This is a genomic window from Streptomyces sp. NPDC001502 (assembly GCF_042894785.1).
GTDB lineage: Bacteria > Actinomycetota > Actinomycetes > Streptomycetales > Streptomycetaceae > Streptomyces > Streptomyces kutzneri.
Window position 1 is genome coordinate 1 of sequence record NZ_JBIAVW010000020.1, and the last position, 12,128, is coordinate 12,128.

Here is a 12,128-nt window from a genome sequence, read left to right on the forward strand (position 1 = left end):
TCCACGAACGCGGCACCGAACAACCCGGCCAGGGACTCGTCCCACTCGTCCGGCACGACGCCACGCACGTCATACGCCTTGACGATGTTCGAAAGGTCGGACATTTCCACTCCTTCAGGGGGTGACCGGCTGTGCTCAGGACGCTACCCGCCGCCCTGCTCCACACAGCCCGCCCACGCCCCATCCCGCTGAGGCTTTGGCAGATCGCCGTCAGCCCGGGGCGACCCCGCCTCTCTCCCGGTACCACCGGGCCGCCGGGCCGATCCGGCTCAGCGGGCCGGGTCCAGGTGCGATCCCGGCGCGTTCCCATGCAGCGTCGGCGCGGTACCAGTGGTCACCGGCCAGCAGCGTGAACTGACGCTCGCTCACCCATCCCGGGGTCGCGGCCAGGGCGTCCAGGCATCTGCGCCACGGCCAGTCGGCGTCAGGTCGCGCCGGCAGCACGCGGTGCTCGGCGAGGACGTCCATGAGGTCCCGGTTGCGCACCGGCTCGGGGTGGTGGGCGTGCAGGACGCCCGTGGCGTCGGCCGCGGCGCCGCCGCCGAGCGCGAGTGCCACGATGAGCCGCGCCAGGTCGTCGACGTCCACGAAGGAGGCGAGTCCTGCCCCTCCGTCCCACCCCGCCGGTACCCGCCGGAAGGCGTCGACGAGGGCCGGTACGGCCCACCGGTCGCCCCTCCCCAGCACGAGCCCCGCGCGCAGGACCAGTCCCCCCGCTTCGAGCACCGGCCCCTCCCCCGCCAGCCGGCTGCCGCTGGCGGCCGATACCGGAGCGGGCGTCAACTCGCCTACGTCCTGCCCCCGATGGGGCCCCGGACCGTAGACCGCGCAGGTGGACAGGTGGACGATCCGCCCCACTCCGGCCCGCCGGGCCTCGGCCACCAGGGCCGCGGTTCCGGCGGAGTTGACCGCGGTGCACCGTTCGGCGTCCGGTCCGACGTAGGAGGCCAGGGACAGCAGGACGTCCGCGCCGTCGCACACCCCGCGCAGGGACGGTCCGTCCGCCAGGTCCGCGCCCACCCAGTGCGCTCCGGATAAGGTCGCAGGGGCCCGCGTACGGGACACCGTGCGCACGCCGGCCTGCTGGTCCCGCTCGGCCAGTCGGCGCAGCACCGCCGACCCTACGAAGCCCGTCGCGCCGGTGACGACGATCCGAGGGGTACTCACGCCCGCTTCCCCGATGCCGACCTCGACCTCGGCCTCGGCTTGGTCTCCGCCTCCGGCTCCGGCTCCGGCTCCGGCCCCGGTTCCGGCTTGGGCTCGCTCGGCGGCAGCATCAGGCGCAGCCCGCCCCGGATGTCGTCGGCGGCGACCGCGGGCAGCAGGTAGCGCCACAGGGAGGCGATCCGCTGCGGCAGGTCGGCCCGGCCGGTGGACGCCTGGGAGAAGAGCTGTGCCCCGGTGAAGGAGCTGACCAGCACCCAGGCCAGTTCGTGGTCGTCGACGTCCGGCTGGAGTTCGCCCTTGGCCCGGGCGAAGCGCAGCTGCTGGCGGAACTCCAGCACCCAGGCCTGGTAGGCGACGTCGTCGCGCAGGCCGAACTCGCCCTGTTCCACGGCCAGTCGGACGCCGGCGCGGAGCACCGGATTGTGCTGGAGCTGCTCGGCGAGGTAGAGCGTGATGTCCACCAGGTGCTGCAGGCCGTCCTCCCCGGCGGGGAACTCCAGGCCGTCGCCCTGGCCGACCATGACGGCGTAGGCGAGCTCCTCCTTCGAGCTGAAGTGGAAGTACATGCCGCCCTGGGTGACGTCCGCCCGCTTCATGATCTTGCTGATGCTGGCTCCGCTGAAGCCGAACTCGTCGAAGACCTCGGCCGCTGCGCGCAGGATGGCCGCTTTGGTCTGAACTGCCCTGAGTTGAGGGGCACGTTGCTGCTTTCGCTCTGACATGAGCACCTAACTAATCTCGACAAAAAAAACGAACATCCTTTATTTTAGGACCTGCGCCGAACAAGCACCAGCTCATGTCCGACGTCCAGGGGGGCTCAACCATGACTGTGTCAACCGATCACTCCGCCTCACCCGTCGCCGCGCTCAGCAGCGCCTTACCGCGGGAGTACGTACACAAGAGCGCACACTCGGAGGTCCTGCTCACCGGGTGGCGCACCGTCGCGCCGGACGAATACGTCGTCACCGCCCAATGGCCCCGTACCCACAGCTTCTACACACCGGACGGGGGTCACCACGACCCCCTCCTCCTTGCCGAGTCGGTCCGCCAGGCCATCCCGCTCCTCAGCCATGTCGCTTACGACGTGCCCTTCGGCCACCGCCAGATCTGGGACACGTTCAGCTACTCGACCAACGCCGATGCCCTCGCCGTCGGTTCGACTCCTGCCGATATTTCGCTGCACATTCGCTGCTCCGGCATCTCACGCCGCGGTCGCAGACTCGCGGGTCTCACCATGCACGTGACCGCGACCCGCGACGGAGAGTTCCTCGGCACCGCCGAGGCCGGATACACCAACCAGCCCGAGGCCGTCTACCAGCGCCTGCGCGGCCGGAACGGGGACCTGGCCGAGGTGGCCGCCCGCACGATCCCGCTTCCGCCGCCGCTGACTCCCCGCCGCGTGGGCCGCGACCGCTTCCACGACGTGGTCCTCTCCCCCACCAGCTCCACGCGGCGTGCCCAGCTCCGGGCCGATGTCAACCACCCGATCCTCTTCGACCACCCCGTCGACCATGCCCCGGGCATGTTGCTCCTGGAAGCCGTGCGCCAGGCGGCGTACCGTTCCGCCTTCCCCCGGCGGGGAGTCCTGACCGATATGGAGATTCGTTTCTTCCGCTATGCGGAGCTGACCTCGGCCTGCTGGATCGAGACACTCCCGAACGCCGGGGCGGCGACCGCGCCGGACCGTCATCCCGTACGCGTCGTCGCCCGCCAGAACGGCGAGGTCGTCTTCGCCGCCACGGCGACCATCGCCACCGCGACAGCCGTCCCCCTCCGCCTGTACGCCGCGCGCTGACCGGCCGGCCCCGCCGGGGCGACCTCCGCCGATCACGTCGCCTCATGAGCGCGCCGGCTCATGAGCCGCCCGCCGGATCGGCTCCACCCCTGCGGAAGAACGACGAAGGCGCCTGATCGGGACCATGCCCGACAGGCGCCTTCGTGCTCCGCCGGCATCCGCCGACAAACGGCCGGATCCGGTCGGTCAGACCTTCCTGACCACGCTGGACTTCAGCTGCATCGCGCCGAACCCCTCGACCTTGCAGTCGATGTCATGGCCGTCGACGCCGTCGACCAGCCGGATGTTGCGCACCTTCGTGCCCGCTTTGATGCCGGACGGGCTGCCTTTGACCTTCAGGCCCTTGACCACCGTCACGGTGTCCCCGTCGGCCAGGACATTGCCGACCGCGTCCTTGATCACCCGCTCCTCAGGGAGGCCGCCGGACTCACCGGGGGCGTGCGGCCACTCGTGCCCGCACTCGGGGCAGACCAGGAGCGCTCCCATCTCATAGGTGTACGCGCCCGCGCATTCGGGGCAGGGAGGCAGGGAGTTCTCAGTCACCCCGACAGTATATTTCAGGGTCATCACCGCAGGTCGGCGCCCGATCCAGGGCCCGCAGCCCCTGCAGGAGCAGGGACAGTCCGAAATCGAAGTGCACCGCGAAGTCGCCACTGACGAGCGTGGGCAGCACGGCAGCGAGCCGCGGATACCGCTCGGGCTCGGCCGCCCGGCGCAGGCGCTCGGAATCCGCCACCCCCTCACCCTCCGGCGGCCGGAGCGCGGCCTGCTCCTCCAGCGTGTGGCCGATGGTGAAGTGGACCACCGCCATCAGCGTGCGCGCCGCGTCCTCCTCGCCGAAACCGGCCGTGCGCAGCACCCCGACGACCGCTTCGGCGAAGCCGAGGGTGTGGGGCCCGGTCGCATGTGTGCCGGCGTAGACCCGAGCGCCGTCGCGGCGGGCGAGCAGTGCCGTGCGCATGGCCCGGGCGAGGGCGGCCAGCCGTTCGCTCCAGTCGCCGTCGGTCCTGGTCGCCGCGAGGCCGGCCAGCATGCGTTCCGCCATCGCGGTCAGCAGGTCGTCCTTGGTGGCGAAGTACCGGTACAGCGCGCCGGCCTGGACGTCCATCGCATCGGCCAGGCGGCGCATCGTCAGCGCGTCGAGGCCGACTTCGTCCAGGAGTTCCAGGGCCGTGTCGACCGTCCGGTCGCGGTCGAGGCGGGCCGGGCGGCCCCGGGCCGGGGTTGACGGGGAGCTCATGGGCCTCAGTATAGTGAACATCGTTCACGTGAACGTTGTTCACTAATTGTGGGAGGCGTCACCGATGGATACCGATGTGATCGTCGTGGGGGCGGGACCGACCGGGCTGCTGCTCGCCTGTGAGCTGGCACTGGCCGGCGTACGGACCCTGGTCGTCGAGCGGCGCACCGAGCCCCACCAGAACTCCCGGGCGCTGACCCTGCATCCGCGCAGCCTGGAACTGATGGACCTGCGCGGGCTGGCCCCGCGCTTCCTGCAGCTCGGCCGGACCCTGCCGGGATGGCACTTCGCCGCCCTCGACACCCCGCTGGACTTCACCGCGCTGGACAGCCGCCATCCGCACACCCTGTTCCTGGCCCAGGCGCGCACCGAGGCCCTGCTGGCCGAGCGGGCACACGAACTGGGGGTGCGAATCCACCGCGGGCACGCGCTCACGGGCCTGCGGCAGAACGAGGACGGGGTAGAGGCGGAGGTGCGCGGGCCGGACGGGGACCCGCGACTGGTCCACGCCGCCTACCTGGTGGGATGCGACGGCGGGCGCAGCTTCGTCCGGCAGGCGGCCGGAATCGACTTCCCGGGCACCGACGAGACCCTGACCGGGGTGCTCGGGGACTTCACCACCGTCAGGGCCGACCCCGCGGCCCTCGCGACCGCGCGCGCCGCGGGCGTACTCACCGTCCCCCTGGAGGACGGACTCACCCGCTTCGTGTACATCGATCCGGAGCGGATGCGGACGCCGGCGCGGGTGCCGGTGACCCTGGAGGAGTTCCGTACGGCGCTGACACGGATCTGCGGCTCCGACTTCGGGGTCGACCGGCCCCGCTGGCTCTCGCGCTTCGGCAATGCCACCCGGCTGGCCGCCGCCTACCGCTCCGGCCGCGTCCTCCTGGCGGGCGACGCCGCCCACGTCCACTTCCCGGCCGGGGGCCAGGGCCTCAACACCGGGCTCCAGGACGCCATGAACCTCGGCTGGAAACTGGGGGCGGAGGTGCACGGCTGGGCCCCGCCCGGGCTCCTCGACACGTATCACGCCGAGCGCCACCCCGTCGGCCGGGCCGTCACCGAGAACACCGAGGTGCAGACGCTGCTGGCGGAGCTGCCGCTGGTGGCCCGCTACCGGCGGCCGGCCGCCGCGCTGCGCGGGCTCTTCGAGGAACTGCTGGGGATACCCGAGGTCAACCGCCGTCTCGCCGACCGGGTGTCCGCGCTCGGCACCACCTACCCGGCCGGCTCCCCCGACGCGGATCCGCTGGTCGGCCGCCGGATGCCCGACATCGGCCTGAGCGTGACCGGTTCGGACGGTTCCGACGGTTCGGATGGTTCGGACGGTTCGGACGGTTCGACTGGAGCGGACGCGACGCGGGTGTACGAGCTCCTGCACCGGGGTGGCTTCGCCCTGCTCCGGCTCACGGACGCGCGGGACCCGCACCCCCAGGCGTACGAGGCTCCCGCCACCGGACGGGGCCCGCGGATCGGCGCCGTGACCGCCCGCGCGACCGAGGAGCACCCGGAGCTCGGCGGGGTCCGCGAGGTCCTGGTCCGCCCCGACGGGCACGTCGCCTGGGCCACCAGGAGCACCGACGCCGGGCTGCGCCGCACCGGGCGCGAGAGCGCGCTCGCCGCGTGGGCGGCGCGGGCCGCCGCACCGTGAGCGTGGGTGCGCCGCACCCGGGCAGAGGGCGGCCTGGTTGCCACCTCCCCGCGGGCCGAGGCTGAGGGTCCGCATCCCCTCACGGCAGGACCTCCGCATGCCCCGCAATGACACCACCAGCCACGCCGTCCTCGACCGGCTCCGGCTCCGGGCCGGCGATCCGGGACGGCGCGTCCTGTTCACCGGAGCCACGATCGTCACGATGGACCCGGACCTCGGTGTCCTCGACCACGCGGACCTGCTGGTCGTGGGCGATACGGTCGCAGCGGTCGGGCCCGGCCTGAACCGGGACGGCGCCGTGGTCGTCGACGCCACCGACACGATCCTGACGCCCGGCTTCGTCGACACCCACCGTCACGCCTGGCAGACCCAGCTGCGCCGGATCATGCCGGACGTGGACGATCTCGGCGGCTACGTCTCGACCACCCTGGCCGGCTACGCACCGGTCTACCGGCCGCAGGACATGTACATCGGCACCCGCCTGGCCGCGCTGTCCGCCCTCGACAGCGGCATCACCTGCATGCTGGACTTCTCCCACAACGCACGGACGCCCGAGCATTCCGACGCCGCCGTCCAGGCCCTGCTGGACACCGGCATCCGCGGCGTCCACGCCTCCATGGCACCGCACTTCGGGGACTGGGACCGGCAGTGGCCGGGCGACCTGGCCCGCCTCAAGCAGCGCTGGTTCAGCAGCGACGACCAGCTGCTGACCCTGCGCGTGGCCGCACTGGCCACCGACGAGATCGCCGGTCCCGCTCTCGCGTACGGCCCTGAACTCGCGCGTGTGGCCCGTGACCTGGAGGTCGGTGTGAGTGTGGACGCGGTCTTCGGCGCCCCCTCCTCCCGCGCGGTGCTGCGGTGGGCGGCGGACGGCCTGCTCGGCCCCGGCCTGACCCTCATCCACGCCACCGGTCTGACTCCGCAGGCCTGGCGGGCGATCGGGGAGAGCGGCACGACCATCGCCCTGGCCCCCACCTCGGACGCGCAGATCGGACTGGAGACCGCGGTACCGGCCGTCGACGAGGCCCTGGCGGCCGGCATCCGGCCGGGACTGAGCATCGACGTCGAAGTCGCCCTGGCCGGAGACATGTTCACGCAGATGCGGGCCCTGCACACGGTCCAGCGGATGCGGGCGGTGAACGCCGTCCACGGCACGGACGGGCAACCGGAGCGCATCACCACCCATGACGTCCTGGATTTCGCCACCCTCCAGGGCGCCCGTACCAACGGCCTGGACGCGGTGACCGGCTCGCTCACTCCGGGGAAGAAGGCCGACCTGCTGGTCATCCGCGCCGAGGACCTCAACAACATGCCCCTCAACGATCCGATCGGGACCGTCGTCCTCGGCTCGGACGCCCGCAACATCAGCGCCGTCCTCGTGGGCGGCACGCCCCGCAAATGGAACGGACAGGTCCTGGACGTGGACCTGCCCGCCCTGCGCGAGGAGGTCCAGGCGTCCCGCGCGTACGTGCTCGGCGCCGCGGGGGGCCGGGCCGTCAGTCGGTCATGACGGCCGGGGGCCATGACCCCCGGCGGGTGGCGTGCAGGCTGCCGAGCAGGGCGAGGCCCCGGGCGCTCGGGCTTCCCGGTTCGGCGTGGTAGATCACCAGTTGCTGGCCCGGCGCTCCGAGCACGGCGAAGGACTGGAAGCCGAGCAAGAGCGGTCCGACGTCGGGGTGGTCGAGCTCCTTGGTGTCGTGGGTCTTGCCGCGGACGGTGTGAGCGGCCCAGAGCGTCGTGAACTCCGCGCTGACCTGCCCGAGTTCACGGACCAGGGCGCCCAGGCGCGGGTAGTGCGGATCGAGGCCGGCCGCGTGGCGCAGGCCGGCCACCACCGCCTCGGCCGCGCGGTCCCAGCGGACGAAGAACGGCCGGGCCGCGGGGTCGAGGAACGTCATGCGCGCGAGGTTGTCCCGCTGCGCGAACGGGGAGAACAGTGCGTCGGCCATCGCGTTGGCCGCCAGCATGTCGGTGGCGGGATTCAGGACGAACGCCGGGGTGCCCGTGTACCCGTCCAGCAGTTGGCGCAGAGGGGCGCCGATCGACTCCCTCGGCTGCGGCCGGTCACCGTCCGGCGCGGTGCCCGCCAGCCGGAAGAGGTGCTCCCGTGCCGCTTCGTCCAGGCGCAGGGCGCCGCTGATCGCGTCGAGGATCTGCGGGGAAGGGCCGCGTTCGCGCCCCTGTTCCAGCCGGGCGTAGTAGTCGCTGTTCATTCCGGCGAGGACCGCGACCTCTTCGCGGCGCAGCCCTGCCACCCGGCGGCGTCCGTAGGAACGGAGTCCCACGTCGTCGGGCTGCAGGCGTGCGCGCCGGGCACGCAGGAAGTCTCCGAGATCGTTGCTGGTCACGGCTTCAGAGTAAGGGGCGCACCCGAGCGGTTGCCTGGGTGCGGCGCACCCGGGCACGCGCCCCGCCGCAGCCGCCGGCGGGAACGGGATGTGCGGGGGGCGGCTCGCCCGTGTGGCTGAACTGGCGTTCGTAATTGGCGCGTTCCCGCTCATACCGGTAGCCGATCGGTCCGATGATCTTGCGTAGGCTCGTACCGCCCGATTCGTACGACCCCCCACCGAGGAGCATCGTGCCCCTGCCCATGAACCGTCGTCTGGCCCTCAGTGCGGCCCTGCTGGCGGTGATGGCCGCCGTGGCTCCGGCGACCACCGCCCACGCCGCCCCGACCACCCCCGATCTCGAAGCGCTGACCCAGGCGTTGCGGAACACGACCGCCGCCGGTGCGCCGGGCGCCTTGGCCCGTTTCAGCGGACCCGGCGGGGTCTCTGTCCGGACCGAGGGGGTACGGGACAAGACCACAGGCGCAGCGATGGACCCGCAGGCCCGCTTCCGGATCGGGAGCGTCAGCAAGACGTTCTCCTCCGTCGTCCTGTTGCAGTTGGTGAACGAGGGCCGGATCGATCTGGACACCGCCGTCAACCAGTACCTGCCCGGACTGCTGCCCGACGACCGGATCACGGTGCGTCATCTGCTGAGCCACCGCAGCGGGCTGGCGGACTACACGAACGCGATGTTCGAGCACACCGTGCCGGGCTTCGAGTCCGTGCGCAACAAGGTGTTCAGCTACCAGGAGCTGGTGGACCTCTCGCTCCGCGAACCCCGGACGACCGAGCCCGGCGTCGCGTACAAGTACTCGAACACCAACTTCGTGGTCGTCGGCATGCTCATCGAGAAGGCGACCGGCAACGGTGTGGCCAAGGAGTACGAGCGGCGCATCTTCAAGCCGCTGAAGCTGCGCAACACCTCCTACGTGCACCCCAGCGCGCAGATCAAGGGGCTGCACACGCGCGGCTACCTGCACCCCGACGAGGCCGGCGCGCCGCTGGTCGACTCCACCGAGCAGACGGTGTCGTGGGCCCAGTCCGCCGGAGCGGTGATCTCCAATCCCGCCGATCTGAACACCTTCACGTCCGCGCTGCTCGGCGGGCGGCTGCTGCCCGCCCCCATGCTGGACGCCATGCTCACGGCGACGCCGACCGATGCCACGAACACCCGGTTCTACGGGCTCGGCCTGCGCCGCTACGACCTGTCGTGCGGCACTTCGGTCTACGGGCACACGGGTACCGTGCAGGGCTTCTACACCTACGCCTTCTCCACCCGCGACGGGCGCCGCTCCCTCTCCGCGATGGCGAACACCTCGAACAAGGGCGAGGCGAACACGGCCCTCGGCGGGACCCTCGAAGCGGCGTTCTGCGGTAAGCCGGCCCCGAAGGCCACGAAGCGCGGATTCGGGATCGCCCCGGCCGAGATGGACCTGCTGGAGCACAACACGCGCTGACGCCACGGCGCCGTCGCCCCGGGCGGGGCGGACCCGGCTCGCGCACTCCTGCGCGTACCGCGCCGAGCCGGGCCGCTCCCCCGCTCACGTCTCCCTGCCCGGGGTCCTCGCCGGGCAGGGGCGGGCGCTCGACACCGGCCGGCCCGGCCCGTGAACGATGCGTGGCCCGTGAACGATGCGGCCCGACCCGTGAACGATGCGTGGGCCTTGTGAAGGAACGGCACATCTGATGAATCATCAGGTCAGCTGTCCCGGACTATTGACTCTGTCGATGGCAGTCGCGATTCTCGTCCCACTGTTTGTGGGGTCCATGACAAGTCACGCCTGTGGCCGTGGCTCGTCATGCCCCCGGACGGATCCGGCTCCCCGACCGCGCCATCCGGCTGACCTTAAGACGTGAGTGATGACCATTTCTCGACACACGCACCACAGGCGTAGGCCCCTGGCGGTCCTGTCATTGCTCCTCGCCGTGGTGGCCATGGTGCTCGGCCCCGTACCCGCTTCCGCCGCCGACCCCGGCTGGTGGAACCCGGTCGCACGGCCCGCACCCGACTCCGACATCAACGTCACGGGCGAACCCTTCAAGGGGACCGACGCCCAGGGACGGGTCCGGGGCTTCGTCGACGCGCACGACCACCTGATGTCCAACGAGGGCTTCGGCGGCCGCCTCATCTGCGGCAAGCCGTTCTCGGAGGCGGGGGTGGCCGACGCGCTCAAGGACTGCCCCGAGCATTACCCCGACGGCACGCTCGCGATCTTCGACTTCATCACCAAGGGCGGTGACGGCAAGCACGACCCGAACGGCTGGCCGACCTTCAAGGACTGGCCCGCCCACGACTCGCTGACCCACCAGCAGAACTACTACGCCTGGGTCGAGCGGGCCTGGCGCGGCGGTCAGCGCGTGCTCGTGAACGACCTCGTCACCAACGGCGTCATCTGCTCGGTCTACTTCTTCAAGGACCGCGGCTGCGACGAGATGACCGCCATCCGGCTCGAAGCGCAGAAGACCTACGACATGCAGGCCTACATCGACAAGATGTACGGCGGCCCGGGCAAGGGCTGGTTCCGGATCGTCACCGACTCCGCGCAGGCCCGCGACGTCGTCCAGCAGGGCAAGCTGGCCGTGGTCCTCGGGGTCGAGACCTCCGAGCCCTTCGGCTGCAAGCAGATCCTGGACGTCGCACAGTGCAGCAAGGCGGACATCGACCGCGGCCTGGACGAGCTGTACCGCCTCGGGGTGCGCAGCATGTTCCTGTGCCACAAGTTCGACAACGCCCTGTGCGGGGTCCGCTTCGACGAGGGCGCCCTGGGTACGGCCATCAACGTGGGCCAGTTCCTGTCGACCGGGACCTTCTGGAAGACCGAGAAGTGCACCGGCCCGCAGCACGACAACCCCATCGGACTGGCGGCGGCCGCGCCCGCGGTGCAGAGCAAACTCCCGGCAGGGGTGGCGGTCCCGTCCTACGCCGGCGACGCCCAGTGCAATACGCGCGGACTCACGGAACTCGGCGAGTACGCGGTGCGCGGCATGATGAAGCGCAAGATGATGCTTGAGGTCGACCACATGAGCGTGAAGGCCGCGGGCCGGTCCTTCGACATCATGGAGTCCGAGTCGTACCCGGGTGTGATCTCCTCGCACAGCTGGATGGACATGGACTGGACCGAGCGGGTCTACAAGCTCGGCGGGTTCATCGCCTCGTACATGAGCGGTGCCGAGGGATTCAGCGCCGAGGCGAAGCGGACGGACGCGCTGCGCGACAAGTACAACGTCGGCTACGGGTACGGCACCGACATGAACGGCGTCGGCGGCTGGCCCGGACCGCGCGGGGCCGACACCCCGAACCCGGTGCGCTACCCCTTCCGCAGCACCGACGGCGGCTCCGTCATCGACCGGCAGACCACCGGCTCGCGTACGTGGGACCTCAACACCGACGGCGCCTCGCACTACGGTCTGGTCCCCGACTGGATCGAGGACATCCGCCTCGTCGGCGGCCAGGGCGTGGTGGACGACCTGTTCAAGGGCGCCGAGTCCTACCTGACCACCTGGGGGAACTCCGAGAAGCACAAGTCCGGGGTGAACCTCGCCACGGGCTCCCCGGCCTCGGCGTCGAGCGCGGAGTGGTGGAACCCCTTCGTCAGCTTCTCCCCGGGCCGGGCCGTGGACGGGGACTCGGGCACCCGCTGGGCGAGCGAGTGGAACGACAACCAGTGGCTGCGCATCGACCTCGGGTCCGCCAACCGGGTGGGGCGCATCACCCTCGACTGGGAGGCCGCGTACGGGAAGGCGTACCGCATCGAGGTCTCCACGGACGACACGAACTGGCAGACCGTCTGGTCCACGACCGCCAGTGACGGCGGCCTGGACACGGCCCGCTTCTCCGGGGTGCCGGCCCGCTACGTCCGCGTCCAGGGACTCCAGCGCGGCACCAAGTGGGGGTACTCGCTCCACGAGGTCGGCGTCTACAGCAGCTGATCCCGCCGAAGACAC

General features: G+C 71.2%; 10 protein-coding genes. 5 read left to right on the forward strand and 5 right to left on the reverse strand.

Annotation, left to right across the window (positions count from 1 at the left end; all coding sequences use genetic code 11):
* Nucleotides 1–210 precede the first annotated feature (210 nt).
* Together ACFY0D_RS29325 and ACFY0D_RS29330 are read right to left on the reverse strand one after the other, a co-directional pair.
* A complete protein-coding gene (locus ACFY0D_RS29325; protein ID WP_390801035.1) occupies nucleotides 211–1,167 on the reverse strand; it encodes an NAD-dependent epimerase/dehydratase family protein in 957 nt (318 codons plus the stop codon).
* Nucleotides 1,164–1,889, reverse strand: coding sequence for a ScbR family autoregulator-binding transcription factor (locus ACFY0D_RS29330; RefSeq protein ID WP_390801036.1), 726 nt, complete (start codon nucleotides 1,887–1,889; stop codon nucleotides 1,164–1,166). Before ACFY0D_RS29330 ends, ACFY0D_RS29325 begins: the two co-directional genes overlap by 4 nt.
* A 101-nt stretch (nucleotides 1,890–1,990) precedes the next feature.
* On the opposite strand from ACFY0D_RS29330, the gene ACFY0D_RS29335 reads away from it, so the two are divergent.
* Complete coding sequence (locus tag ACFY0D_RS29335) at nucleotides 1,991–2,962, forward strand: ScbA/BarX family gamma-butyrolactone biosynthesis protein (RefSeq protein ID WP_390801037.1); 972 nt, start codon at nucleotides 1,991–1,993, stop codon at nucleotides 2,960–2,962.
* A gap of 186 nt (nucleotides 2,963–3,148) precedes the next feature.
* On the opposite strand, the gene ACFY0D_RS29340 is transcribed toward ACFY0D_RS29335, so the two are convergent.
* Both ACFY0D_RS29340 and ACFY0D_RS29345 read right to left on the reverse strand, forming a co-directional pair.
* Entirely contained in the window at nucleotides 3,149–3,505 is a 357-nt protein-coding gene (locus ACFY0D_RS29340; protein ID WP_390801038.1) for a zinc ribbon domain-containing protein YjdM, read from the reverse strand.
* A complete protein-coding gene (locus ACFY0D_RS29345; protein WP_390801039.1) occupies nucleotides 3,498–4,202 on the reverse strand; it encodes a TetR/AcrR family transcriptional regulator in 705 nt (234 codons plus the stop codon). The genes ACFY0D_RS29340 and ACFY0D_RS29345 overlap by 8 nt, the downstream gene beginning before the upstream one ends.
* 64 nt (nucleotides 4,203–4,266) lie before the next feature.
* On the opposite strand from ACFY0D_RS29345, the gene ACFY0D_RS29350 reads away from it, so the two are divergent.
* On the forward strand, nucleotides 4,267–5,853 hold the full coding sequence (locus ACFY0D_RS29350) for a monooxygenase (protein WP_390801040.1): 1,587 nt from the start codon (nucleotides 4,267–4,269) through the stop codon (nucleotides 5,851–5,853).
* Nucleotides 5,854–5,950: 97 nt separating this feature from the next.
* Entirely contained in the window at nucleotides 5,951–7,363 is a 1,413-nt protein-coding gene (locus tag ACFY0D_RS29355) for an amidohydrolase family protein (RefSeq protein ID WP_390801041.1), read from the forward strand.
* Here the strand turns inward: ACFY0D_RS29355 and ACFY0D_RS29360 are convergent.
* Entirely contained in the window at nucleotides 7,350–8,201 is an 852-nt protein-coding gene (locus tag ACFY0D_RS29360) for a helix-turn-helix transcriptional regulator (RefSeq protein WP_390801042.1), read from the reverse strand. The genes ACFY0D_RS29355 and ACFY0D_RS29360 overlap by 14 nt on opposite strands.
* A gap of 242 nt (nucleotides 8,202–8,443) precedes the next feature.
* Here ACFY0D_RS29360 and ACFY0D_RS29365 point away from each other — a divergent pair, with 242 nt between their 5' ends.
* Together ACFY0D_RS29365 and ACFY0D_RS29370 are read left to right on the forward strand one after the other, a co-directional pair.
* Nucleotides 8,444–9,640, forward strand: a complete 1,197-nt coding sequence (locus ACFY0D_RS29365) for a serine hydrolase domain-containing protein (protein ID WP_390801043.1) — start codon at nucleotides 8,444–8,446, stop codon at nucleotides 9,638–9,640.
* 403 nt (nucleotides 9,641–10,043) lie between these two features.
* Nucleotides 10,044–12,113, forward strand: coding sequence for a discoidin domain-containing protein (locus ACFY0D_RS29370; RefSeq protein WP_390801044.1), 2,070 nt, complete (start codon nucleotides 10,044–10,046; stop codon nucleotides 12,111–12,113).
* The last annotated feature ends 15 nt before the right edge of the window (nucleotides 12,114–12,128 follow it).

Bases quoted from the DNA above. Each gene is read 5' to 3' on its own strand.
- ACFY0D_RS29330 (WP_390801036.1), bottom strand. From the start codon at position 1,889: ATGTCAGAGCGAAAGCAGCAACGTGCCCCTCAACTCAGGGCAGTTCAG.
- ACFY0D_RS29335 (WP_390801037.1), top strand. From the start codon at position 1,991: ATGACTGTGTCAACCGATCACTCCGCCTCACCCGTCGCCGCGCTCAGC.
- ACFY0D_RS29345 (WP_390801039.1), bottom strand. From the start codon at position 4,202: ATGAGCTCCCCGTCAACCCCGGCCCGGGGCCGCCCGGCCCGCCTCGAC.
- ACFY0D_RS29350 (WP_390801040.1), top strand. From the start codon at position 4,267: ATGGATACCGATGTGATCGTCGTGGGGGCGGGACCGACCGGGCTGCTG.
- ACFY0D_RS29355 (WP_390801041.1), top strand. From the start codon at position 5,951: ATGCCCCGCAATGACACCACCAGCCACGCCGTCCTCGACCGGCTCCGG.
- ACFY0D_RS29365 (WP_390801043.1), top strand. From the start codon at position 8,444: ATGAACCGTCGTCTGGCCCTCAGTGCGGCCCTGCTGGCGGTGATGGCC.
- ACFY0D_RS29370 (WP_390801044.1), top strand. From the start codon at position 10,044: ATGACCATTTCTCGACACACGCACCACAGGCGTAGGCCCCTGGCGGTC.